This is a genomic window from Luteibacter sp. 9135 (assembly GCF_000745005.1).
GTDB lineage: Bacteria > Pseudomonadota > Gammaproteobacteria > Xanthomonadales > Rhodanobacteraceae > Luteibacter.
This window is the reverse complement of record NZ_JQNB01000001.1, coordinates 3,981,947-4,007,233: the sequence shown is the minus strand read 5'-3', so window position 1 is coordinate 4,007,233 and position 25,287 is coordinate 3,981,947. Positions and strand designations below refer to the sequence as shown.

Below are 25,287 nucleotides of genomic sequence, written 5' to 3'. Positions count from 1 at the left end.
AGCTCTATGTCGAATCACTTGCTCAGCCTGCTGATCTGGCTTCCGGTCGTCGGCGCCATCCCGGTGCTGTTGGCCGGTTCCGGTCGCCCAGGCCTCGCCCGCTGGATCTCCCTGCTGGTGGCGGTTGCCACGTTCGCCGCCAGCCTGGCCCTCCTGCCTGCCTACGACGCCGCCACGGGTACGATGCAGCTCAACGAAACGCTGAGCTGGATTCCCTCGCTCGGCATCAACTACTCGCTGGCCGTCGACGGTATCTCCGTTGCGCTCATCGTCCTGACCACCTTCACCCAGATCCTGGTGATCGTGGGCGCCTGGGAAGTCATCCAGAACAAGCCGCACCAGTACATGGCGGCGATGCTGATCCTCGAAGGCCTGATGATCGGCGTGTTCTGCGCGACGGACGCGTTGCTGTTCTACGTGTTCTTCGAAGCCATGCTGATCCCGATGTTCATCCTCATCGGTATCTGGGGTGGCCCGCGTCGCGTCTATGCCACGCTGAAGTTCTTCATCTACACGTTCTTCGGCTCGATCTTCATGCTGGTCGGCCTGATTTACCTGTATCACAAGACCGGCGGCAGCTTCGCGCTGTCGGACATGGCCAACGTGCACCTGACGCTGACCGAGCAGAGCTGGCTGTTCTTCGCCTTCCTGCTGGGCTTCGCCATCAAGGTCCCGATGGTGCCGGTGCATACGTGGCTGCCGGATGCCCACGTCGAGGCGCCCACGGGCGGCTCGGTGGTGCTGGCGGCGGTGATGCTGAAGATCGGTGGCTACGGCTTCCTCCGTTTCAGCCTGCCGATCGTGCCGGATGCCTCGCACCACTTCGCCTGGCTGGTCATCGTGCTCAGCCTGATCGCGGTCTGCTACATCGGCTACATCGCGCTCGTGCAGCAGGACATGAAGAAGCTGGTGGCGTACTCGTCCATCGCGCACATGGGTTTCGTCACCCTGGGTATCTTCATCGCCTTCCTGCTGGTGCGTGACTCGGACAATGTCGAGGCGGCACGCCTGGGCATGCAGGGCGCCATGGTCCAGATGATTTCGCACGGCTTCATTTCCGGCGCGATGTTCAGCTGCATCGGCGTGCTGTACGACCGCATGCATACCCGACAGATCAAGGATTACGGCGGCGTCATCAACGTGATGCCGATCTTCGCCCCGTTCTACGTGCTGTTCGCCATGGCCAACAGCGGCCTGCCGGGTACCAGCGGGTTCGTCGGCGAGTTCATGGTCATCCTGGCCTCGTTCAGTGCCAACCCGTGGATCGCGTTGTTCGCCGCGTTCACCCTGATCATTGGCGCGGCTTACACGCTGTGGATGGTCAAGCGCGTCCTCTGGGGCGACATCAAGAACAAGCACGTCGCGGAACTGACGGACGTCAACGGTCGCGAGATCTTCATGCTGAGCGCGTTCGCCGCCGGTGTGCTGGTCTTCGGTATCTGGCCGGAGCCGCTGGTCCACCTGATGGATGCCTCGGTTGCTCGGATCGTCGAGCAGCTGGCCATCACCAAAGTCTGAGCGGGAACTATCCATGCCTGGTATCAACGACATCCTGATCCTGCTCCCCGAGGTTTACCTCGTGCTGGCTGCCTGCGTGCTCCTGCTCCTGGACGCCTGGCTCGCGCCGGCGCAGAAGGGCGCGGTGCACTGGCTCTCCATCCTGGTCCTCGTGATCGGCGCGTACCTCGTCGTCAGCGGTCAGCCGGATGGCACGGTCACCGCTTTCGGCGGCATGTTCATCCGCGACGGCGTGGCCGAAGTGCTGAAGCTGTTCTCGCTGCTGATCACGGCCGTGATCTTCGTTTATGCGCGTCCGTACCTGCGCGAGCGGGCCATCCCGTTCGGTGAGTTCTACACGTTGACCCTGTTCGCTACCGTCGGCACGATGTTCCTCGTGTCGGCGGGCAGCTTGGTCACCGTGTACCTGGGCCTCGAGCTGCTGACGCTTTCGTCGTACGCCCTGGTCGCCCTCAATCGCGACTCGCAGCTGTCTTCCGAAGCCGCCATCAAGTACTTCGTGCTGGGCGCGCTGGCCTCGGGCATGCTGCTGTACGGCATGTCGATGATCTACGGCGCCACCCACAGCCTCGACCTGCACACGATCCACGCGGCCATCGTCACCACCGAGTGGAAGACGCTGCTGCTGTTCGGCCTGGTCTTCATGATCGTCGGCATCGGCTTCAAGCTCGGCGCCGCGCCGTTCCACATGTGGATTCCGGACGTCTACCAGGGCTCGCCCACCGCCGTGACCATCTTCATCGGTTCGGCGCAGAAGCTGGCGGCGTTCGGCATGGCCTATCGCCTGCTGTCCACTGGCATGGGTGATGCCGCGGGCGGCGCGACCGGCCTGGCACCGCAGTGGCAGATGATGCTGGCCACGCTGGCCGTGCTGTCGCTGGCCATCGGTAACCTGGTCGCCATCGTGCAGACCAACCTCAAGCGCCTGCTGGCCTATTCGACCATCTCGCACATGGGCTACCTGCTCTTGGGCCTGGTCAATGCCAGCCCGGAAGGCTACTCGGCCTCCATGTTCTATGCCGTCAGCTACGCGCTGACCAGCGCCGCAGCGTTCGGCATGATCCTGGTGCTGTCGCGGTCGGGCTTCGAGTGCGAGGAGATCGACGACCTGCGCGGCCTCAACCAGCGCTCGCCGTGGTTCGCTTTCCTGATGCTGCTGGTGATGTTCTCGCTGGCCGGCGTGCCGCCGCTGTTCGGCTTCTTCGGCAAGCTGCTGGTGCTTAAGGCGGCCGTGGATGCGGGCTTCCTCTGGCTGGCCCTGGTCGGCGCCGTGTTCGCCATCGTCGGCCTTTACTACTACCTGCGCGTCGTGAAGGTGATGTACTTCGACGCCCCGCTGGAAGGCACCGACGTGCGCGCCCGTGCCGACGCGCCGGCACGCTGGGTGCTGTCGATCAACGCCCTCGCGCTGCTGGTCCTGGGCTTCACCTGGGCACCGCTGCTGGCCTGGTGCCAGAAGGCCTTCGCCGGCTGATAGGGCAGGGCGGTTTGCAGTGAAAAAAGCGCCGGTCTCCGGCGCTTTTTTTTTGGAACGACGCCGGGGCGTGTGGTGATGTGGAGCATTAGGGGTAGGAGCGCACGATGTGCGCGATCCCTCGACATGGCAACGGCGACGGAAGCCGTGCATGGCATCCGTGCAGGCGTTTCCGGACGCCGGGAAAAACACATAACGGACGCACGGAACCGCCTTGGATCCATGGGGCGCATGGCTTCATTCGCGACATATGGGTTTGGGGTTCGCGCACATCGTGCGCTCCTACCGACCTTGTGTGGTGTGGCCCGAATATCCCGCGTTGCGCGCGCCACGAGGTCGCGTTTTGCGTCGTGTCATGGTCCGGCACGTATCTTTTTCACACGAATGTAAAAAAGGGGCTTGCAAGAAACCGGCCACATCCATATACTTGCTGACTCTGATGCGGGGTGGAGCAGTCTGGCAGCTCGTCGGGCTCATAACCCGAAGGTCGTAGGTTCGAATCCTACCCCCGCTACCAGTTTTAAATGAAACGGCGCGATCTCTACCGGGATCGCGCCGTTTTCTTTTGTGGCGTTGGCTATGCAACGCCCGCCGCAGCGCCATAATGGCCGCATGTCCCTGCATGCCATCGTTGCCGCCAACCTTACGACCGTCGCCGTCGGCGTGTTGATCGTGGTGGTCTCGTTCAACCGGCTGCTGCACCTGATCTGGCCGTTCGCGCTGGTGATGCCTTTGATACCGACGTTCGCAGTGGCGTATTCCGGGTATCCCGATGGCGTGTACCTGTGGAGCTACCTTCCGATCGGTCTGGCCATCTATGCAAGACGCCGTATCGGTACGTTTCCGCGAGGGTAGGAACCCGGCGTCTAGCGTAAAACAGCAGATCGTATGCGAGAAGTTGTAGGGAGGTGCGCTCAACGGCAGCACCAGCGCGCTCCAGAAGATGTCGAGCGCCGCGAACATCGATAGCGCCAGCACCCCGTGCACTTGCAGCACTTTTTCTTGGCGTAGCAGTGTCAGCATGGAGGCGATCAGTCGCGAATAGCGCATCGGATTCGACACGGCGGGCAAGCGGGGCAGTCGCCGCCATAACGGTACCGCGATCAGCAGCATGAGTAAGGCAGCGCAGATATACACACCGCGCGAGCCTGCCAGGTCACTGACGCCACCGGAGAACACCCGTGCCAACAGCAGGCCGATGAACACACCGCTGCCTCAGGCCAACGATGGCTCCGTGCTGCTGCCCGCGGCCACTAAAGTGCGCAAAGTGACGTAACAGGCGCGCGCGCGTAGGAGCCCACGATGTGGGCGAATGGCGATGGCGATGGCGAATGGCGATGGCGTTGGTGTGCGGCGGGTTTATCGCCCACATCGTGGGCCCCCACGTGACGGGTGGCGTGGGCATAAAAAAAGCGGCGCACGCGGTGCCTCATCGAGAGGCTCCCGTGCGGGAGCCTCTTCGTTTTGATCAGCGAGCGGGGCACGGCATCACGATGCTCGTTTCGTAGTGATGGCGGCCGCCAGCCCGGCGGCCGCGAACGCCGTCACCGCCATCCCGCCGAGCCAGGGCAGCGATGCCGACAACGCGAACAGCGCTATGCCGGTCGTCGGCCCTAGCGTGTCCTTGATGTCGTTCGTCACCGAAACGGCCGCCATGTAGGTCGCCCGGTTCGCATCGGTCGCCATCGCGTTGACCGCGGAGGGAATCAGCGGCGCGAACAACATCTCGCCCAGCGAAAAGCCGGTCATCGCCATGACCGTGGCGGGCAGCCCGTGTGATACCAGCAAGGCGACGAATGCCACGACCAGTACCGCGCCACTGCCGAGAACCAACTTGGCTTCAGACACGTTCCGGGTGAGGCGTGTGAGGGGGACCTGCAGCGCGACGATCAGCAAGGCGCCGTAGGTGAACAGATGACCGACGCCCGAGGGCGTGAGGGTGTGCCCGGCACTCGCGTAAAGGGGGAGCACGGCCTCGATCCAGCTGCCCGACATCTCCAGCAGGATGACCCACAGCAGAAGGCTGGCTAGCCTGCGATCGCGCAGGGCAGGCAGCAACGAGGAAAGGCCCTCTTCCTCGTCGTCGTCATCGTTGGCAGTGCTGCTCAGGCGACGTGTTTCAGGCATCAGGCAGGCGACCAGCGCGGCGCACGCAAGCAGCGCGACTGCGGAAGCGAGGAATACGGAACCGAGCGAATGCAACACCAGGATCGCTCCGACGGCCGGGCCAGCCGCGCGGCCAAGGTTCGACAAGGTGCGTGCCAGGGCGAAATGCAACCGCGTCCGCTCGCCAGGGATCGTATCGGCGATCACCGTCGCGATCGTGGGATGCAGCACGCTTTCGCAGACGCCGATCAGCAACAGCACACACGCTGCCTGAAGCACGCCATGCGACAGGTACAGCAAGGCAAAGCCGATGCCGACGCCCAGCGTCGAACACAACAGAACGGGGCGCCGGCCTTTGCGATCGGCGATACCGCCGATCAACGGCGTTGCGAGGATTTCGCCGCCGGCATAACAGCCGAACAAGGCACCGATCCAGCCGACCGGAATGCCGGCGTCCTTCTGTGCCCACAGCGCGAAGAACGGCAGCATGGCGCCGTCGGCGAAACCCACCAGCAGGAAGAGGAGCAGGGCGATGGACGCCGGCTGCCTGAGAAACGAAAGGAACGAGGCGTTCCCTGTAAAGCTACGAGTAAACATGTCCACGACGCACTCTCCGCGCAGCGAACAGCCGTCCCAAAGGGGATCCGGACTGTCCAGGATGCGCGTTGGCTGACGTAAACGCTTACGGCCCCCTGATGGCGGCTCGGTGAGGTTAGCACCGTTCCGAGGCATAAAAAAAGCGGCGCACGAGGCGCCGCTTGAAGATCACTGCCCAGGGGGAGCGGACAGTGATGTGGCACGGGGCGCGCTGTGCGGGTAGCACGGCGCTTGCTGGACAAGATAGCGGTCACGCGGGCGTTCGTCTGTCAGTGTTCGCCTACACGAATCCGGTAACCGGCCTGGATCCAAGGGCGGCTTGCGCCCGGCGTTCTTCCATGAATACTCTCCGTCATCAGGGACTCAGGATGGGGACGACATGGCTCGGATGATGCGTTGGATGAGCGCAGCGCTACTGGCGCTATGCATGGTGGGATGCAATCAGGATGCGCTGGTCGCAAAGTTCGCGCCTCACCCGCAGTCTGAAATCGCCAAGAAGGCGCTGGACGACTGGCACGCAGGACGCAACGACGCACTGCGCGCCGAGATGGACCCGGCCTTGCGCGATCAGGCGAGCGACGGTGCCCTTACCCGGATGACAGATCAGCTGCCTAAAGGCGAGCCCGATCAGAGCAAGCTGGTCGGGTCGAAATTCTTCTCGCAGGATGGGCAGACTCGCTACGACATCACGTACGAGTACCGATTCGCCGATCGGCGCATGCTCGGCACGGCGACGCTGATGACCCGCGACGGCAAGACGTCGGTGATCGGGCTGCATGCGTGGATGATATCGGCTGAGCAGGAGCAGGCCGGCACCTTCACGTTGACGGGGAAGGGTCCCGCGCAACTCGCGATGCTGTTTCTTGCCATTGCGGTTCCGGTGTTCTGCCTGGCCGTTTTCGTCATCTGTGTGCGCACGCCGAAATTTCGCTGGAAGCGGACCTGGGCCTTCTTCACCCTGCTCGGCGTGGTGACGCTTCGGATGAATTGGGCCACCGGTCATATCCGTCTCGACCCGCTGTCTTTCCAGCTATTCGGTGCATCTGTCCTCAAAGACGGCTACAACCCCTGGGTCATCGGAGTCTCGTTTCCCCTGGGCGCCGTGTTGTTCCTGTGGCGGCGCAGGCGATTGCCGCCCCCGGTACCCACCGAAGCCGTGTGATAAACGAGCCATGACATGAATAGGCGCGACCGCTATGCGCCAGGAACGCACGGATGAGCGGTCGAGTCGGCTTCGCCAAGAAACGCGCTCACGGTGCCGGTTTGGTCGAAAAAACCGGATTCGCCACGCCGGCGAGGCTATGCGAGCCGCTGCCCTGCATCTCGAGCACGACCACGTCGTTCTTGCCTTTGCGCAGCCACGCGGCTGGCACGTACAGCGACTGCTGAGGCCCGATGTCCCAGAACCGACCCAGGTGGTGGCCGTTGATCCACACGTTGCCCTTGTGCCATCCGCGCAGGTCGAGGAAGGTGCCGGCTACGGTCGGCACGTCCAGCGTGCCGTGCCAGAACGCGGGGCCCGCGGGTGTGGCACCCGTCTTGAAGGCAAGGCCCGAGAGGTTGTCCAGCGGCAGCGGGTAGGTGGTCCACTTGGTAAGGTCCTCGCCGCCGGCCTGCACGGACTGGGTGATGCCCTTGGATTCCTCTTCCATGCCCGTGCCGATGTTGATCCGGCCCATGTTTTCCACCACGACGTCGAGCGTGTCGCCGGCAAGCAGGTCGACGGGCAGGGCGTGTTCGTCCTTGCGACGGTCGAGCGTGCCGATGGGGCGCCCGTCGACGAGCAGCGTGGCGTAATCGCGCACGTCGTCCACGTCGAGCTTGCCTTGCGCAGCGCTGTCGAGCTCCTTTCGGTAGAGGATCAGGCCGTAATTCTGGCCGAAGGTTTCCATGCCCTGCGGCGTGACGGTGGTACGGGGATGCGGAGACAGGGTCGGCAAGGCGTCGAGCAACCCGATCGACTCGCGTAACTCGACGCGCGCCACCGCCGTGGTCGGCGACGATGCCGGCGGTGCGGGAAGTCGCTCGCCCTTGGGCAGGTGGGCCGCGATCACCTCGCGCAGGGCCGCGTATTTCGGCGTCAGCCGGCCGGCTTCGTCGATGGGCGAGTCGTAGTCGTAGCTAGTGGTGACGGGCAGATAGTGGCCGTCGTCGTTGTTGGCACCGTTCATCCAGCCGAAGTTGGTGCCGCCGTCCACCATGTAGAGGTTGAACGAGATGTCGTGGTCCAGCATCCAGCCGACCGCGCCGGTCACCTCGTCGTTGCTGCGTGTGTTGTGTTTCTCGCCCCAGCGGTCGTACCAGCCGCTCCAGTATTCGCCGGCCATCTTCGGCATGCCTTGCATCGACGTGGCCGATCGCGCGAACGCGCGTTGCGTCTTGCCTGCATCGCCGGTGAAGTTGATGACGGAAAGCATGCCAGGCAGGGTGCCGCGGCTCATCCACGTGGGGCCGGGGCCGTTGGACATGAAGAACGGTACGTCGAAACCCGCATCGAGCATCTGCTGGCGGATCGCTTTCATATAGTCGACGTCGTTGCCGACGTAGCCGTACTCGTTTTCGACCTGCATCATCAGGATGGGACCGCCGTGGGTGGCTTGCAGCGGCGCCAGTTCCTTGCCGAGGCGCTTGAACCAGGCGGCGCTGGCCGCTAGGAAGCGCGGGTCGTACGAGCGCACGCGCAGGCCGGGCGTGCGCAGCAGCCACGCGGGAAAACCGCCGAACTCCCACTCCGCGCAAACGAACGGACCGGGACGAACGATGACGTTGAGCCCTTCTTCCTGCGCCGTGCGCACGAAGGTGGCGATGTCGTTGTCGCCGGTGAAATCGAAGTGGCCCGGCTCCGGTTCGCTCACGTTCCAGAACGCGTACGTGGTGATCGTATTGAGGCCCATGGCCCGCGCCTTGCGCAGGCGGTCGCGCCAGTCGGCGTGTGGAATGCGTGGGTAATGCATTTCGCCGGAACGGATGACGTAGGGCTTGCCGTCGAGCAGGAACTGCCCGTCTTGCACGGTGAAATGGGCCGGCGTGGCCGAAGCGGCGACGGGCAAGAGGCCGACGGCGGCCAGGCACGTGGAAAGCAGCAAGGGAAGGGGCTTCACGCGGTGCTCCGGCAGGGCTGTCGTTCGACGTTACACACGGCGGTCTCGTCATCGCAAGGGCCAACCGGTCGTCGATCTCAAGGCTGCGCCCGGCCGTCATGGCACGGTGGCAGACCCTTGGCCATCCGGACCACGTCATGGCATCTCCCAGGCGCCGCAAGCGCGTATCGCCGGTGTATGCCGAACTGGCATGCGCCACGCCGCTCGAGCGTATCGAGATGATCCGTCGCGGCTTGCCACCGTCCTTGATCCTGGAACTGGCCTGCGACCTGCGCCTCAGCGAAGACAACCTGATGGTGTATCTGGGCCTGGTACGGGCCGGTGTCCGCCAGAAGCTGGTCGACGAGGAACGACTGACGCCGCAGGAGTCCGATCGGGTGATGGCACTGGCCTTGTTCCTCGGCGACACGCTGCGCGGGCGCGACGCGGCCATCGAGATATCGGCCGATGCGCAAATGGCAGCCGCAGCGTGGCTGGGGAAGTGGCTGCGCTCGCCGCATACCGAACTGGAACACCGGGCGCCCCTGCAGTTCATGGATATCGCCCACGGCAGGGTGCTTGTGGCGAGCCTGCTGGTGCGGGCTCGTGGTGCTCGTCGTCCGGCCTGATATGCCGAAATACGCTTTTTCGGCAAGAACGCAAGATCGTACGAGGGCGTCGCCCGCCCCGCCCACCTTCGTCGCCAAACCCTGCCGTTCGCCCATGCCTGCCCAAGGCGCATTTTTGTGATGTTCGTCTCGCGACATCTCGCCGCCATCGTAGAAACGCGTCCCTTGAAAGCCTGATGAAAGCTTCCGGTTCCATGGCTGTAACAGACAGGGGGAAGAACTGGCGGAAGGGTGGGGGCTTCGCGATTTCCTGCGGTTTTCAAGGCTTCAAGGCAGGGAGTCCGACGTGCCAGGGGGCGACAGGTTCGCTTCGACTCAGGACGCCGATGTGTCGGGCCACCGTTTTCCGGTGGGCCACTTACGGGCAGACGAAGGATCATCCATGAAGATCGATGCTTTTGGTTTTGGGGCAACGCGCAAGACAGCTTTGACGGTGGCTATCGCCTTGGCGATGTCCTCCCTTTCCGCGCACGCGGATGACGCCTGGGTCAGCACGCATACGCAGGCGGCCATGTCGCAGTCCGCCGGCACGCAGGCCCTCGTGGCCACCAGCAGCACGTCGGCCGCGCCGACCGGCGGCTACGTGCTGAACATGACCGGCTCACCGCGGATCGAAGGTGCCGCCGTGACCGCGATGGCCGCGGACCATCCGCTGCACGTCGAGGTCGCGCTCAAGTTGCGCAACCCCGACCAGCTGCAGACGTTCCTTGCCGGCGTGACCACGCCGGGCAATGCCCTGTTCGGCCAGTTCCTCACGCCGGCGCAGTTCACCGAGCGCTTCGGACCCACGCAGGCCCAGGTCGATGCCGTGGTGGCCCATCTGCGGCAGGCCGGATTCTCCAATATCGAGGTGTCGCCCAACCGCTTGCTGGTATCCGCCGACGGTAACGCCGGCGCGGCGACCAATGGCTTCCGCACCTCGATCAAGCGTTTTACCGCGAACGGTCGCGAGTTCTTCGCCAACGACGCCCCGGCCCTGGTGCCCGCCGCGCTCGGCGACAGCGTCAACGCCGTGCTTGGCCTGCAGAACGTGTCCGTGAAGCACACGCTGCACCATGTCTACCATCCTGAGAACGTCGTCGTTCCCGGGCCGAACATGCGCACCCAGGCCGCCGCCGCGGTCGCCGCGCACAAGCCCCAGGATTTCGCCGCGATCTACGGTGCCGGCAGCATGCCCGCAGCGACGAACACGGCGGTCGGCATCATCACCTGGGGTTCGATCACCCAGACCGTCACCGACTTGAACACCTTCACTACGGGCGCGGGCCTGTCCAAGGCCAACGCGACGATCACCAAGGTCGGCAGCGGCACTTTCGCCAACGACGCGGACTCCAACGGCGAGTGGGCGCTGGACAGCCAGGACATCGTCGGCATGGCCGGTGGCGTGAAGCAGCTGATCTTCTACACCTCGGCCAACGGCGACTCGAGCTCGTCCGGCATCACGGATGCGGGTATCACCGCCAGCTACAACCGTGCCGTGACCGACAACATCGCCAAGCTGATCAACGTGTCGCTCGGCGAAGACGAAACCGCCGCCCAGCAGTCCGGTACGCAGTCCGCGGACGATGCGATCTTCCAGCAGGCCGTGGCCCAAGGACAGACCTTCTCGATCGCCGCGGGCGATGCGGGCGTGTACCAGTGGTCGACCGATCCCAGCTCGGGTGCGCCGGGCTACGTGGCCAATTCCGCCGGCACGGTGAAGATCGACCTGACCCACTACTCGGTCAGCGAGCCGGCCAGTTCCCCGTACGTCATCCAGGTGGGCGGGACGCAGCTGTCCACCAGCGGCACGACGTGGTCGGGCGAAACGGTATGGAACGAGGGGTTGTCGGATACCGGCAGCGGCAACCTGCGCCTGTGGGCCACGGGCGGCGGCACCAGCCTCTACGAGACGGCCCCGTCGTGGCAGTCGTCGGTGTCCAGCTCCAGCAAGCGCGTGGGCCCGGACGTGTCCTTCGACGCGGCGTCCGCGTCCGGTGCGCTGATCGTCGTCAACGGCTCGACCGAGCAGGTGGGCGGCACCAGCCTGGCCTCACCGCTGTTCGTCGGTGCGTTTGCGCGTATCGAATCGGCAGCGAACAACGGCATCGGCTTCCCGGCGTCCAAGTTCTACCAGGCGTTCCCGACCCAGACCTCGCTGCTGCATGACGTCACCTCCGGCAACAACGGCTACCAGGGCCATGGCTTCGTGGCAGGCACCGGCTTCGACGAGGCCACCGGCTTCGGTAGCTTCGACGTGGGCAAGCTCAACACGTATGCCCAGGCCAACTGGGTCAGCGGCAGCACCGGTGGTGGTGGCACGGGCGGTGGCGGTACGGGGGGCGGCACCTCCAACGGCAATACGCTGCAGAACGGCGTGGCCGCGACGGGCCTGTCCGCGGCGAAGGGTGCCAAGCTGAACTACACCGTGGCCATTCCGGCGGGCGCGAAGAACCTTAAGGTGTCGATCTCGGGTGGCACGGGTGATGCGGACCTGTACCTCAAGGCCGGCTCGGCGCCGACCACCTCCAGCTACGACTGCCGCCCGTATGTCACAGGCAACACCGAAAGCTGCTCCGTGGCGTCGCCGCAGGCCGGCACCTACTACGTCATGCTGAACGCCTATGCCGCGTTCTCGGGCGTGTCGCTGACGGCTTCGTGGACGAACTGATCCGCGGTTGAGGATCGACCGGGCGCCCCTCCGCGAGGAGGGGCGCCTTTTTTTGTCCGGTGCAGGATTCCCGGGCTCAGCGGAACAGGCGCCGATGATCGCCATGGGCGTACCAGTCCGCTACGCGATCGGGCACGAGCGGCTCGATCGACAGCCCAGCAGCCACGAACATGTCCAGCGTGTCGATGAGGGCCGTGCGCAACCGGTCGGCCCCGGGCTCGCCGGGTGCGTTGTGTGCGGCCCAGTCCAGCGTGTCGACCAGCCGCAGCGACCAGTCGTGCAGGAGATCGGCGCGCGCCGAAAGGTAGTCGGACAGCCATCCGGTCAGGCCGAGGTCGAGCGGGAAGCCCTCGGTCTGCGCGATCTCACTCAGTAACGAGACGACGACCGCGTAGACGCCCCGGTACCATTCCGTATGTCCCGCCGCGGACATCGGCACCACCAGCGGGGCCATGGCCCGTTCCGCGGCGAAGGTTTCGATCAGCCGCCGCTCGATCCGCCGGGCGTCCTTTACTTTCTCGGTATCCAGCAGCAGGGCCCGGTCCAGGTCGAAGAAGTCGAAGAAACGGCGGTGCAGGGTACGGAAGCGCGTGAACGGGTCCCGCGAGAAGCCGACCTTCAGCAGGTCCTGGTCGCGGCACGGCAGCACGTAGACGTGCGCCCGGCCCTGGGAGGCGAAGCGGGGGTAGGGGACATCGTTCTCCATGCCGTCCAGTATCCCGGAGCCGTGTCGTCGGGGCGTCGCCGACCTTGCGCGGGCACCGGTAAATACGATAGACTCAGTGAATCTTAAGCACCATCGGCAAGGGCTTCGGCCTCTCACCGCAGGTGGCTTCAAGGAACTTTCTTTTTACAAGAAAGCCTCCTCGTGAGGCTTTTTTGTTGGGCGCACGGAGGCGTCCTGCGTCATTTTCGTGAGCGCCGTCAGGGCATCGCGGCGTACGCGGGAGGAAAGTGTCGGATACATCGGCGAACGAAAGGAAGGGGCCGTTCGCGCCCTTTTCTTGTTTCTGGCGACCGGAAAATACCGCAGGTAACGTGGATACAAACGCACTTTCACAACGCTTTTCAGACATCGTGGCCGAACTGGGCCTCGAAGTGCTGGGCATGGATTTCGGGCCCTCGGATGGGCAGATCACGCTGCGCGTCTATCTCGAGGTGCTGGCTGCCGAACGCGAGCGTCGCGAAGCGGCCGAGCAGTCCGTCGAGGTCACCGTCGAGGACTGCGAAGCCGCCAGTCGCGAGTTCTCCGCGTACCTGGATGTTGAAGACCCGATTCCTGGCAACTATGTACTGGAGGTCTCTTCCCCCGGTATCGACCGTCCCCTGTTCACGGCGGAGCAGTTCGCCCGCGTGAGCGGCCAGGAGGTCAAGGTGCTGCTGAGGGCCCCGATCGAGGGGCGCCGGCGCCTGAAAGGCAAGGTCATGGACGTCGCCGGCGAGCACATTGTGGTCGAGGGCGATGCGGGCCGATTCGAATTCGAGCATGCGGACGTCGAAAGCGCCCGCGTGGTTCCCGACTGGGTGGCACTCGGCTATGCGCCGCAGCCGAAGCCCACGCCGGGCGGCAAGAAACCTAAATAACGATTGATGGGGTGCCTCGGGGCATCCTTACGGGAGTAGCGGCAATGAGCAAAGAACTTTTGCTGGTAGTCGACGCGGTCGCCAATGAAAAAGGCGTACCGCGCGAAGTCATTTTCGACGCCATGGAAGCGGCGCTGGCCTCGGCCGCGAAGAAGCGCTACCCCGATGAGGATCCGGACATCCGGGTCGAAATCGACCGCAACACGGGCGATTACGAGACCTTCCGTCGCTGGGAGATCATCGAGGACGACGGCGAGATGGAAGATCCGTCCTTCCAGATCCGCCTGATGGACGCCCAGGACGAAGCCGGCGAAGGCGAAGTGGCCGAGGTCGGTGGCTGGATCGAGCACCAGATCGAGAACGCCGAGTTCGGCCGCATCGCCGCGCAGGCCGCCAAGCAGGTCATCGTGCAGCGCGTGCGCGAAGCCGAGCGCCAGCAGGTGGTCGACGCCTTCGTCGATCGCGTCGGCGAACTGGTCACCGGCATCGTCAAGCGCGTGGAGCGCGGCAACGTCTACCTCGACCTGGGCAGCAACGCCGAGGCGTTCATCCCACGCGACAAGACGATTCCGCGCGAATCGGCCCGCGTCGGCGATCGCGTTCGCGGTTACCTGTACGAAGTGAAGTCGGAAGTCCGCGGTCCGCAGCTGTTCGTGTCGCGCAGCGCGCCGGAATTCATGATCGAACTGTTCAAGCTCGAAGTGCCGGAAGTCGGCCAGGGCCTGGTCGAGATCAAGGGCTGCGCCCGCGATCCGGGCGATCGCGCCAAGATCGCCGTGGTGGCCCACGACAGCCGCACCGATCCCATCGGCGCGTGCATCGGCATGCGCGGTTCGCGTGTGCAGGCCGTGTCCAACGAGCTCAACGGCGAGCGCGTCGACATCATCCTGTGGCACGAGAACCAGGCGCAGTACGTCATCAATGCCATGGCGCCGGCCGAAGTCCAGTCGATCATCATGGACGAGGAAAAGCACTCCATGGATATCGCGGTGGCCGAGGACAAGCTGTCCCAGGCCATCGGCCGCGGTGGCCAGAACGTGCGCCTGGCCAGCAAGCTCACCGGCTGGCAGCTCAACGTGATGACGCAGGACCAGGTCACGGCCAAGACCGAGGCCGAGCAGGCCGCGGCCCTGGCCCTGTTCCAGGACAAGCTCGAAGTGGACGAGGAAATCGCCAGCATCCTGGTGCAGGAAGGCTTCTCGTCCATCGAAGAAATCGCCTATGTGCCCAGCGGTGAACTGCTGGCAGTGGAAGGCTTCGACGAGGATATCGTCGAGGAACTCCGCGCCCGCGCCCGCGACGCTCTGCTCACGCAGGAACTCGCGGCCGAGGAAGGCGTCGAGGAAATCACGGTCGACGAGGAACTGCTCGGCCTGGATGGTATGGACGAAACGATCGCCATCGCGCTGGCGGATCGTGGTGTTAAGACGCTCGACGACCTGGGCGACCTCGCCGTCGACGAGCTCATCGATATCGAAGGCATGACGGAGGAGCGCGCATCGCAGCTGATCATGGCTGCGCGCGCCCCGATGATCGCCCGCCTGGAGAAAGGTGGTTAAGCGCGAGACCGGAAGCGTCCTGGACGGACGCCTCGAGGGAGGCCACGAGGTCTCCCGCCATGGATGGAGGCAGCCGTACGGGTCATCGTCGGCACGTAAGGTTACGCGCGGGAACGGCGGAGAATAAAGAACGATGTCGGACGTCACTATCAAACAACTCGCCCATCAATTGGGCCTTCCGGTCGACAAGCTGCTCGGGCAGCTCGGCGAAGCCGGCATGAAATTTTCCGATGCGGAACAGGTCATCAGCAGCACCGAAAAGGTGAAACTGCTGGGCTTCCTGCGTCGCACGCATGGCAAGAACGATGCCGCTCCCGAAGGGGAAGGCACGTCGCCGCGCCAGATCACCCTGAAGCGCCGCACCGTCGGCGAGCTGAAGGTGAACTCGGGCTCGGGTCGTGGCGCCGGTCCGGCCAAGACGGTCAACGTCGAAGTCCGCGCCAAGCGCACGTACGTCAAGCGCAGCGCCATCGCCGAAGATGCGTCGCACGAGCCGGAGCGCGAGGACGCCGTGCGCAAGCTGGCCGAATCGCAGGCCCAGCGCGAGCAGGAAGAATCGCAGCGTCGCGAGGAAACCGAGCGCCGCGAGCAGGCCGAAGCGGCCCGTCGCGAAGCCGAGGCGGAAGCGCACCGCCAGGAAGCCGCTGCCGCCGAGTCGCGTCGCCAGGCCGAAGAAGCCGAGCAGCATGCGCGTGCGGAAGCCGCCCGCGCACAGACCGAGGCCGCTCCGGCACCGGCGGATGCCGCGCCCGATGCCACCGTGTCCGATGTCACGCAGCCCGCACCCGCGGCGTTGGGTGAGGACGGCTTGCCGACCCACCAGACGGCCAAGCTCGACAACCGCAAGCTCGGCATGATCCTGCCGCGCATCCACGAGCCGCGTAAGCGCGAGCGTGTGGTGTCCAAGCCGGTTCCGCCGCCGCCGCCCGCTCCCGCACCGGCACCGGTGGCTGCTGCCCCGGCACCGGCCGCGGCGCGTGCCGCCGCGCCGGCGCCTCGTCCGGCGCCCGGCGCCGTGGCGGCCGCCAACGACACCCGTGGCAATGCCCGTCCCAAGCACGGCGGTGGCGGTGGCTCGCCCGGCGGCGGTGGTGGTCGTAACGATCGCGACGCCGGCGGCAAGCGCTTCGCCGGTGGCGAAATGCACCTGTCCGATGCCGATCGCGCCCGTCGTTCGTCCAGCAACAACCGGCGTGGCGGCGGCAAGGACCGCGGCCGCATGACGGCATCGCGCGGCAACGCCTCCTCGGGTGGTCCGCACGGCTTCACGCGTCCCACCGCCGCGGTGGTGCGTGACGTCGTGATCGGCGACAACAATCTCGTGACCGAGCTGGCCCAGAAGATGGCCGTCAAGGGTGCCGAGGTGGTCAAGGCGCTGTTCAAGATGGGCGTCATGGCCACGATCAACCAGACGATCGACCATGACACCGCCGCGCTGGTCGTCGAGGAACTGGGCCACAATCCGGTCCGTGCCACCGACAACGACGCCGAAGCCGCGCTTGCCACGCATACGCAGAACGCGGAGCTGGAAGGTGACAAGGTCACGCGTCCGCCCGTCGTCACGATCATGGGCCATGTCGACCACGGCAAGACCTCGCTGCTGGATTACATCCGTCGCACCAAGGTCGCCTCGGGCGAAGCCGGTGGTATCACGCAGCACATCGGCGCGTACCACGTCGAGACCAGCCGTGGCGTCATCACCTTCCTCGACACCCCGGGCCATGCGGCGTTCACGTCGATGCGTGCTCGCGGTGCGCAGTCCACGGATATCGTGGTGCTGGTGGTGGCCGCCGACGACGGCGTCATGCCGCAGACTCAGGAAGCCGTGAAGCACGCGCGCGCCGCCAAGGTGCCGCTGATCGTCGCGGTCAACAAGATGGACAAGTCCGGCGCCAACCCGGACAACGTCAAGCAGGGCCTCGGCCTTCTTGAAGTCATCCCTGAAGAGTGGGGCGGCGACACCCCGTTCGTGCCGCTTTCGGCGAAGACGGGCGACGGCGTCGATGCGCTGCTCGACGCCATCTCGATCCAGGCCGAAGTCATGGAGCTCAAGGCCGTGGCCGATGGCCGCGCCTCGGGTGTCGTGATCGAATCCAGCCTCGACCGCGGTCGCGGTCCGGTGGCCACGGTGCTGGTGCAGCAAGGCACGCTGAAAAAGGGCGACTTCGTCGTCTGCGGTGTCGAATACGGCCGCATGCGCGCGCTGGTGGACGAAACCGGCAAGCAGGTCAACGAAGCCGGTCCGTCGATCCCCGTGCAGGTGCTGGGTCTGTCCGGCGTGCCGGAATCGGGTGACGACTTCGTCGCCGTGAAGGACGAGCGCCTGGCCCGCGAAGTGGCGGCCGAGCGTCTGCTCAAGCGTCGCGAAACCCGCCTGGTCTCGAAGTCCAACCGCCTGGAAGACATCATGGCGCAGATGGGCCAGGGCCAGGGCCAGCAGACCCTCAACATCCTGGTCAAGGCCGATGTGCAGGGTTCGGTCGAGGCGCTGCGCGATTCGCTCACCCAGATCGGCAACGAACTGGTCAAGGTGAACGTGATCTCGTCCGGCGTGGGCGGCATCACCGAGTCCGAAGCCACGCTGGCGGCGGCCTCCAAGGCGCTGGTCATCGGCTTCAACGTCCGTGCCGATGCCTCGGCACGCAAGGTGATCGATACCAACGGCCTGGATGTCCGTTACTTCTCGATCATCTACGACGTCATCGACCAGGTGAAGCAGGCGGCCTCCGGCCTCCTGGGCGTGGAGATCCGCGAAGAGATCATCGGTATCGCGCAGGTCCGCGACGTGTTCCGTTCGTCGAAGTTCGGCGCGGTCGCAGGCTGCATGATCACCGAGGGCCTCGTGAAGCGCTCCAAGCCGATCCGCGTGCTGCGCGACAACGTGGTGGTGTTCCAGGGTGAACTGGAATCGCTGCGCCGCTTCAAGGAACTCGTCGACGAAGTCCGCAACGGCATGGAATGCGGTATCGCGGTGAAGCAGTACAACGACGTGAAGGTCGGCGACCAGATCGAGTGCTTCGAGCGTATCGAAGTGCCGCGCACGCTGTAAAAGCGGGCAATGCGCCTCCCCGGCTCACGCCGGGGAGGCTTTATGCGTTTATGCACCCTATTAAAACTGGAGGCGGATATGCCGTCCCGTGATTTCAAGCGCACCGACCGTGTGTCCGCCCAGCTCCGCCGCGAAATCGGCGAACTGGTCCACGCCGCCGTGCGCGACCACGCGCTGCCCTCGGTCAGCGTGTCCGACGTGGAAGTAACCCGCGACCTCGACTGGGCCACCGTGTGGGTCACCGCGCTCATGCCGGATCAGTCCGCCGAAGTGGTCAAGGCGTTGAAGGAATTCGCTCCCGAGTTTCGTCATTCGCTGTCCAAATCGATGATCCTGCGCAAGGTGCCCCAGCTGAAGTTCAAATACGACGAGTCGGTCGACAACGGCGAACGCATCGAGCGCCTCCTGCGCGAAAACCCCGTCCCGCCCGCCGACCCGGCCGACGAAACCTGATCCACTCGCCCCAACCAAACCCACCCCGCCCGTAGGAGCGCACGATGTGCGCGATCCAGGTCTCGTGATGGGGTGGGGTGCTGCGTCTGGTTCGGGATAGGGTTGGGTGCCGCGTCGGGCTCGCGATAGGGTGGGGCGCCGCGTCGCCGCTTTGTTGGCTTCGCGCAAGGGTTAGGGGTGCTGCGTCGCCGCTTTGTTGGCTTTTCGCGCACATCGTGCGCTCCTACATGTTCTTTTATGACACGCCGAACCTTCCTCGACATCCACGGCATCCTCCTCCTGGACAAGCCGCTGGGCCTCAGTTCCAACCAGGCGTTGCAGACGGCGCGCCGGCTGGTTGGCGCGGCCAAGGGCGGCCACACCGGCAGCCTCGATCCGCTTGCTACGGGGCTGTTGCCGCTTTGCTTCGGCGAAGCGACCAAGATCGCCGGCTGGCTGCTGGGCTCGCGCAAGGCCTATGAGGCCGAGGTGCGCCTGGGCGCGACCACGACTACGGCGGACCTGGAAGGCGACATCGTCGAGACGCGGCCGGTGCCGCCGCTGGACGACGCGACGATCGAAGCGGCGCTGGCCCCCCTGCGCGGGCACATCGTGCAGGTTCCTCCCGCGTATTCGGCGATCAAGCAGGATGGCGTGCCGCTCTACGTGCGTGCGCGTCGCGGCGAGGCCGTGGACGTGCCGGCCCGCGAGGTGGACGTCTACCGGCTCGAGGTGATCGAACGCCAGGGCGACACCGTTCGGCTCCATGTGGAGTGCGGCTCGGGCACCTACGTACGCAGCCTGGCGGTGGATTTCGGCGCCCACCTGGGCTGCGGGGCGCACCTGACCGCCCTGCGCCGGCTCTGGGTCGAACCGTTCATGGCGCCCACCATGGTCACCCTCGACCAGTTGCGCGACGCCGTCGAGACCGGTCCCGACCCGCTCGAGGCCCTGATCCTGCCGGTGGCCGCCGGCCTCAGCCATATTCCCCGGGTGGAACTCGATCCGGAGCAGACCCGTGTCCTCGGTTTCGGCCAGCCGGTGCCGCTGGGGCAGGGCGTGGCGCCCGGCCGCTGCGGTGTCTGGGGCGCCGATGGGCGTCTGATGGCGCTGGGCGAAACCGGCGAAGATGGCGTGCTGAGGGTGCTTCGGGGCTTCAATCTGCCACCCGTGTGAACGGGCTTGTTGCCGCTACGCGCAGGACGTTACAATTACGTGCTCGTTTAACAGCTTTCATTCAAAAGCGAGGCTTGCGCAACTTCATCGGTAGCCGTTGAGGTTGCGCAAGTCTCGCATCCGCTTTTAAGGAATCGATACACATGCTTACTCCTGAACAGACCGGTCAGATCATCAAGGATTTCGGCCGCAAAGAGAACGACACCGGCTCGTCGGAAGTCCAGGTCGCCCTGCTGTCCGCCAATATCACCGCGCTGCAGGAGCACTTCGCAGCACACAAGCAGGACCACCACTCGCGTCGCGGTCTGCTCAAGATGGTCAATCAGCGCAAGAAGCTGCTGGCCTATCTGAAGAAGAGCGATCTCGCTCGCTACCAGACCCTGATCGAACGCCTCGGCCTGCGCCGCTAAACCACCGGAACAGGACGAGGAGAGATCGAAGTGGCGAAAGTAACCAAGTCATTCCAGTACGGTTCTCACGAAGTCACACTGGAGACGGGCGAAATCGCCCGGCAGGCCTCCGGTGCGGTCATGGTCAGCATGGGCGGCACGGTCGTCCTGGTGACGGTCGTCGCAGCGCCCAAGGCGCGCGAAGGCCAGGACTTCTTCCCCCTCACGGTCGACTACATGGAGAAGTTCTACTCCGCGGGTCGCATTCCGGGTGGCTTCTTCAAGCGCGAAGGCCGTCCGACCGAGAAGGAGACGCTGACTTCGCGCCTCATCGATCGTCCGCTTCGTCCGCTGTTCCCGGAAGAGTTCCGCAACGAGATCCAGGTCATCGCCCAGGTCGTCTCGCTGAACCCGGAAGTGGATGGTGACATCCCGGCGCTGCTCGGCGCCTCGGCGGCCATGTCGCTCGCCGGCGTGCCCTTCAAGGGCCCGATCGGCGCGGCACGCGTCGGTTACGCCAACGGCCAGTACATCCTCAACCCGACCGCCACCCAGCTGAAGACCTCCGACCTCGACCTCGTCGTGGCCGGCACCTCCAGCGCCGTGATGATGGTCGAGTCGGAAGCGAAGCTGCTCAGCGAAGACGTCATGCTCGGCTCGGTGGTCTTCGGCCACCAGCAGATGCAGGCCGCGATCGACACGATCAACGCCTTCGTCGCCGAAGCCGGCGTCAAGACGTTCAAGTGGGACGCCCCGGTCGCCAAGACGGCGCTGTACGACGCGGTCAAGGCCGCCGTCGGCAACCGTTTCGCCGAAGCCTTCCAGATCCGCGACAAGCTGGCCCGTCGTGACGTCATCAGCGCGCTCAAGAGCGACGTGAAGACGGCCATCGCTGCCGACGCCGAAGCCAATGGCTGGACCGATGGCGACATCGGCAACGCCTTCGGCGAAGTCGAGTACCGCACCCTGCGCGATGGCGTGCTCAGCACGAAGGTCCGTATCGACGGTCGCCAGCTCGACGACGTCCGCCCGATCTCGGTGCGCGTCGGCGTCCTGCCGCGCACGCACGGTTCGGCGCTCTTCACCCGCGGTGAAACGCAGGCCCTGGTGGTCGCCACGCTCGGCACCACGCGCGACTCGCAGATCATCGACGCGCCGGAAGGCGAGTGGAAGGACACGTTCCTGTTCCATTACAACTTCCCTCCGTTCTCGGTCGGTGAAACCGGTCGCGTCGGTAGCCCGAAGCGTCGCGAGATCGGCCACGGCCGTCTTGCCAAGCGCGGCGTGCAGGCCGTCAAGCCGACGATCGAAGAGTTCCCGTACGTCGTCCGCGTCGTCTCGGAAATCACCGAGTCGAACGGTTCCTCGTCGATGGCGTCGGTCTGCGGTTCGTCGCTGGCCATGATGGACGCGGGCGTTCCGCTGAAGTCGCCGGTCGCCGGTATCGCCATGGGCCTGGTGAAGGAAGGCAACGACTTCGTCGTGCTCTCCGACATCCTCGGTGACGAAGATCACCTCGGCGACATGGACTTCAAGGTGGCCGGTACCGCCGATGGCGTGTCCGCGCTGCAGATGGACATCAAGGTCGACGGCATCACCGAGGAAATCATGCGCACGGCGCTGGCCCAGGCCAAGCGTGGTCGCCTGCACATCCTCGGCGAGATGGCCAAGTGCATCACCGAAGCCCGCTCGGAAATGAGCGAGTTCGCACCGCGCCTGCTGACCATCAAGATCCACCCGGACAAGATCCGCGAAGTGATCGGCAAGGGTGGCGCCACCATCCGTTCGATCACGGAAGAGACCGGCACCACCATCGACATCACCGACGACGGCAACGTCGTGATCGCCTCGGTCAACCGCGAAGCGGCCGAAGCCGCCCGCAAGCGCATCGAGCAGATCGTGTCGGACGTCGAGCCGGGTCGCATCTACGAGGGCAAGGTCGCCAAGCTGATGGACTTCGGCGCATTCGTCACGATCATGCCGGGCAAGGATGGTCTGGTGCACGTGTCGCAGATTTCCAGCGAGCGCGTCGAGAAGGTCTCCGACAAGCTCAAGGAAGGCGACATCGTCAAGGTCAAGGTGCTGGAAGTCGACAAGCAGGGCCGCATCCGCCTGTCGATGAAGGCCGTTACCGAAGACGAAAACGTCACCGGCTGATCTGTCGCCATCGACGCATGAAGAACCCGGCGCTGCGAGGCGCCGGGTTTTTTTCGTTCAGGGCGTTTGGGGGGAGGGCTCGCCTTCGGCATCGCGTTGGGCCTTGGCGCCTTGGGGCAAGAGCCGGCGGGTAGCCCCCTCGGTGCCACGCCTACGGCGACCCGCTAAGGAAGGGCCGCTGGCGCGGCCGTATCCTTATGGCCCTTCGGGCCCGGGTCGGGCTTCGCACAGGGGTTCTCGACTCGACATCCTGTCTCGCGAGAACGGCCGGCCGTCCTGGCCGGCCCCCTTCGGGCCTGATCTGTGCGAATCCCTCGCCTGCGGCTACCGGCACCGAGGGGGCTACCCGCCGGCTCTTTCCAAGACTGAGGTGGGTTGTGACGCGAGCGGTCGCAGAGGTGCGGGGTATGGCGTCGTCGCTTTGTTGGCTTTTCGCCCACATCGTGGGTTCCTACCCCAGGGATAGGACAGGTTGTGGCATATCCAACGCCTGATCCGCCGCATGGGTAGCAACTGTGTCCACCCTCATGGGGTAGGCGCCGCGGCTATCGCCTCTCGCATCCGCGCGTTGAGGATGACGATCAGCTTCCGCATGACGGCGACCAGTGCCAGTTTCTTGGGTTTCCCGCGGCCGATGAGCGCTGCATAAAAGGCCTTCAGCTGAGGGTCGTGGTGGGCGGCCGTCAACGCCGACATGTATAGCGCCGATCGTGGACCCGCGCGACCTCCCCAGGTGCTTCGTTGGCCGACGAAGAAGCCGCTGTCGCGGTTGAGTGGGGCCACGCCCACGAGCTTGGCGATCGCCTTGCGGCTGAGGTGGCCCAGCTCGGGCAGGTCGCAGATCATCGTCGCGACCATCGCCGGGCCCACGCCCTTGATGGTGCGGTCGATCCGGGCCTGCGGGGTGTCCTTGATGAGGTCGGCGATCACCTGCTCGATACGGTGCAGGGCCTGCTCCATGTAAGCGATGTGCGCGTCGAGATCGGCGCGAAGGATGGGGTCGTCCAACTGCCGCCGACGCTGCTTTTCCGTGGCAATGTTCTGCACCAGGTGATCGCGCCGCGCCTTGTATTGCCGCAGTTTGGCGGCGTCTGCATCGAGCGGCTGGAACGGCACCAGATCGATCACACTGGCCACGTGGGCGAGGATTCTGGCATCGATCCGGTCTGTTTTGGCCAGCTGCCCCGTCGCCCGGGCGAACGAGCGGACTTGCCGCGGATTGATCCGACGCATGGGCAAGCCGGCTTCGTGCAGGGCACCCAACGCGCGCTGTTCGTAGCCCCCGGTGGCCTCCAGAACGACCTGGCCAGGCCCGTACGGCTTCAGCCAGGTCACCAGGGCCCGCCAGCCGGCGGCACCGTTATCGAATCGCCTGACTTCGTTCTGCTGGAACACGGCCACGTCCAGGTAGGCCTTGCTCACGTCCACGCCCGCGCCGATGCCGTTCATCTCGATCTCCGCTAGCCTAGGGATGTCGAGAGCCCTTCCCGCCAGGCCCAGCCTTATTTCCGAGCGCCTACTCGGGCAACTGTTCGGGCGTATGGCAGGAAGATCCGGCGTGGCGACCTAGCTACAACGCGATCGATCGATCCAGGAGCGCAACGGTCAGCCACGCCGGCTCTCGGCACCTACTTTCGCGCAATCGGGACAAATAAGGAGCGCACGCACGTGCGCGAACCCTCGACGTACCTAAGGCGACCGATGCCGTGCGCATCAGCCAAGCGAGCGTTCCCAGCAACGAAGCGAAACCCAGCTCTTAGCCTTTCCCACACGCAACCTCAGTCGTCGAAAGAGCCGGCGGGTGCCACCTCGTGGCCGGTAGCCGCAGGCGAGGGATTCGAACGGACAAGGCCTGAAGGGGGCCGGCCAGGACGGCCGGCCGTTTTCGCGAGACAGGATGTCGAGTCGAAAACCCCCTTTCGAAGCCCGACCCGGCCCGAAGGGCAATCAATAAACGGACGCGCACGCGGCCCTTCATTGACGGGTCGTCGCAGGCGTGGCCCCGAGGGTGGCACCCGCCGGCTCTTGCTCCCAGACGCCAAGGCTCGAGGCCCAACGCGATGCCGCAGGCGAGCCCTCCACGGCAATCCGCGATGGCCCTTCTTACACAGCCAGCAGACCGCCATCCACGAAGAGTTCGGTACCGGCGATGTAGCTGCTCTCGTCCGACGCCAGGAACAGCACGGCGCGGGCCATTTCATCCGGCTGCCCCAGGCGGCCGAGGGGCACCACCTGGTTGAACATGTCTTCCACGCCCGGCCGCGTGTCCAGGTAGCCGCGCATCAGCTTCGTTTCGGTGCCGCTGGGCGATACCACGTTGACGCGGATGCCGCGGTCCTTCAGATCGGACGTCCAACTGCGGGCGAACGAGCGCACGGCCGCCTTGCTTGCGTTATACAGCGACTGACCCGGGAAGCCCTTACTGCCGGCCACCGAACCGTTGAGCACCACGGCGCCGCCCTTGGCCATCAGCGGAAGCGCTTTTTGCACGGTGAAGATCAGGCCGCGCACGTTGAGGCCGAAGATGTGTTCGAAGGCGGCTTCATCGATCTCACCCAGGGGACGTGCGTCGGATTCAGCGATACCGGCATTGCCGAAGACCACGTCCACCTTGCCGTGGTCGCGCTTGACGATGTCGTACAGGCGGTCCAGATCGTCCAGACGCGAGGCGTCGCCCTGGACGCCGATGGCGCCAGCGCCGATCTCGCGCACCGCTGCATCGAGCCGGTCCTGCCGGCGGCCGGTGATGTAGACCGTGGCTCCCTCGGCGACGAAGGCCTTGGCCGTCGCCAGCCCGATACCTTCGCTGCCGCCCGTGATGACGACTACCTTGTTCTCGAATCGCTGTGCCATACCAGATTCCTTATGAAGTGGAGGATTGCTTCAC

General features: G+C 65.1%; 18 protein-coding genes and 1 tRNA gene. 14 read left to right on the top strand and 5 right to left on the bottom strand.

Annotation, left to right across the window (positions count from 1 at the left end; translation table 11 throughout):
* Nucleotides 1-6 precede the first annotated feature (6 nt).
* From FA89_RS16800 to FA89_RS16785, 4 genes are all read left to right on the top strand, one after another.
* Nucleotides 7-1,518: an NADH-quinone oxidoreductase subunit M gene (locus tag FA89_RS16800; RefSeq protein ID WP_036142427.1), complete on the top strand. Its 1,512-nt coding sequence runs from the start codon at nt 7-9 to the stop codon at nt 1,516-1,518.
* A 13-nt stretch (nt 1,519-1,531) separates the two neighbouring features.
* Nucleotides 1,532-2,992: an NADH-quinone oxidoreductase subunit NuoN gene (gene nuoN, locus FA89_RS16795; protein WP_036142424.1), complete on the top strand. Its 1,461-nt coding sequence runs from the start codon at nt 1,532-1,534 to the stop codon at nt 2,990-2,992.
* Between the two features lie 440 nt (nt 2,993-3,432).
* Nucleotides 3,433-3,509: transfer RNA gene (locus tag FA89_RS16790), tRNA-Met, on the top strand.
* A 95-nt stretch (nt 3,510-3,604) separates the two neighbouring features.
* Complete coding sequence (locus tag FA89_RS16785) at nt 3,605-3,847, top strand: hypothetical protein (RefSeq protein WP_185754441.1); 243 nt, start codon at nt 3,605-3,607, stop codon at nt 3,845-3,847.
* Between the two features lie 633 nt (nt 3,848-4,480).
* On the opposite strand, the gene FA89_RS16780 is transcribed toward FA89_RS16785, so the two are convergent.
* Nucleotides 4,481-5,695, bottom strand: a complete 1,215-nt coding sequence (locus tag FA89_RS16780) for an MFS transporter (RefSeq protein WP_036144691.1) — start codon at nt 5,693-5,695, stop codon at nt 4,481-4,483.
* Nucleotides 5,696-6,074: 379 nt separating this feature from the next.
* Between FA89_RS16780 and FA89_RS19435 the strand changes: the two genes are divergently transcribed.
* Entirely contained in the window at nt 6,075-6,857 is a 783-nt protein-coding gene (locus tag FA89_RS19435; RefSeq protein WP_051938903.1) for a hypothetical protein, read from the top strand.
* 88 nt (nt 6,858-6,945) lie between these two features.
* Here the strand turns inward: FA89_RS19435 and FA89_RS16770 are convergent, their stop codons facing one another.
* Complete coding sequence (locus tag FA89_RS16770; protein WP_051938902.1) at nt 6,946-8,796, bottom strand: glycoside hydrolase family 35 protein; 1,851 nt, start codon at nt 8,794-8,796, stop codon at nt 6,946-6,948.
* Nucleotides 8,797-8,933: 137 nt separating this feature from the next.
* Between FA89_RS16770 and FA89_RS16765 the strand changes: the two genes are divergently transcribed.
* Entirely contained in the window at nt 8,934-9,404 is a 471-nt protein-coding gene (locus FA89_RS16765) for an antitoxin Xre/MbcA/ParS toxin-binding domain-containing protein (protein WP_185754439.1), read from the top strand.
* 382 nt (nt 9,405-9,786) lie between these two features.
* Nucleotides 9,787-12,054, top strand: coding sequence for a protease pro-enzyme activation domain-containing protein (locus tag FA89_RS16760; RefSeq protein ID WP_051938901.1), 2,268 nt, complete (start codon nt 9,787-9,789; stop codon nt 12,052-12,054).
* A gap of 76 nt (nt 12,055-12,130) precedes the next feature.
* Here the strand turns inward: FA89_RS16760 and FA89_RS16755 are convergent, their stop codons facing one another.
* Nucleotides 12,131-12,760, bottom strand: a complete 630-nt coding sequence (locus FA89_RS16755; protein WP_051938900.1) for a GIY-YIG nuclease family protein — start codon at nt 12,758-12,760, stop codon at nt 12,131-12,133.
* A gap of 332 nt (nt 12,761-13,092) precedes the next feature.
* Here FA89_RS16755 and rimP point away from each other — a divergent pair, with 332 nt between their 5' ends.
* The 7 genes from rimP to pnp all read left to right on the top strand — a co-directional run bounded on the left by rimP (nt 13,093) and on the right by pnp (nt 22,400).
* Entirely contained in the window at nt 13,093-13,638 is a 546-nt protein-coding gene (gene rimP / locus FA89_RS16750; protein WP_036142414.1) for a ribosome maturation factor RimP, read from the top strand.
* Nucleotides 13,639-13,682: 44 nt separating this feature from the next.
* Entirely contained in the window at nt 13,683-15,197 is a 1,515-nt protein-coding gene (gene nusA / locus FA89_RS16745) for a transcription termination factor NusA (protein ID WP_036142412.1), read from the top strand.
* 133 nt (nt 15,198-15,330) lie between these two features.
* A complete protein-coding gene (gene infB / locus FA89_RS16740) occupies nt 15,331-18,246 on the top strand; it encodes a translation initiation factor IF-2 (RefSeq protein ID WP_036142409.1) in 2,916 nt (971 codons plus the stop codon).
* Nucleotides 18,247-18,324: 78 nt separating this feature from the next.
* Nucleotides 18,325-18,699 (top strand): 30S ribosome-binding factor RbfA, encoded by a 375-nt coding sequence (gene rbfA / locus FA89_RS16735; RefSeq protein ID WP_036142408.1) that lies wholly within the window; start codon nt 18,325-18,327, stop codon nt 18,697-18,699.
* Nucleotides 18,700-18,936: 237 nt separating this feature from the next.
* On the top strand, nt 18,937-19,854 hold the full coding sequence (truB, locus tag FA89_RS16730; RefSeq protein ID WP_036142404.1) for a tRNA pseudouridine(55) synthase TruB: 918 nt from the start codon (nt 18,937-18,939) through the stop codon (nt 19,852-19,854).
* A gap of 143 nt (nt 19,855-19,997) precedes the next feature.
* Nucleotides 19,998-20,264, top strand: coding sequence for a 30S ribosomal protein S15 (gene rpsO / locus FA89_RS16725; RefSeq protein WP_036142401.1), 267 nt, complete (start codon nt 19,998-20,000; stop codon nt 20,262-20,264).
* Nucleotides 20,265-20,294: 30 nt separating this feature from the next.
* Nucleotides 20,295-22,400, top strand: a complete 2,106-nt coding sequence (pnp, locus tag FA89_RS16720) for a polyribonucleotide nucleotidyltransferase (protein ID WP_036142398.1) — start codon at nt 20,295-20,297, stop codon at nt 22,398-22,400.
* A 525-nt stretch (nt 22,401-22,925) separates the two neighbouring features.
* Here the strand turns inward: pnp and FA89_RS16715 are convergent.
* Together FA89_RS16715 and FA89_RS16710 are read right to left on the bottom strand one after the other, a co-directional pair.
* Complete coding sequence (locus FA89_RS16715; RefSeq protein WP_036142395.1) at nt 22,926-23,849, bottom strand: IS110 family transposase; 924 nt, start codon at nt 23,847-23,849, stop codon at nt 22,926-22,928.
* Between the two features lie 654 nt (nt 23,850-24,503).
* Nucleotides 24,504-25,253, bottom strand: a complete 750-nt coding sequence (locus tag FA89_RS16710) for an SDR family NAD(P)-dependent oxidoreductase (RefSeq protein ID WP_036142392.1) — start codon at nt 25,251-25,253, stop codon at nt 24,504-24,506.
* Nucleotides 25,254-25,287: the final 34 nt, after the last annotated feature.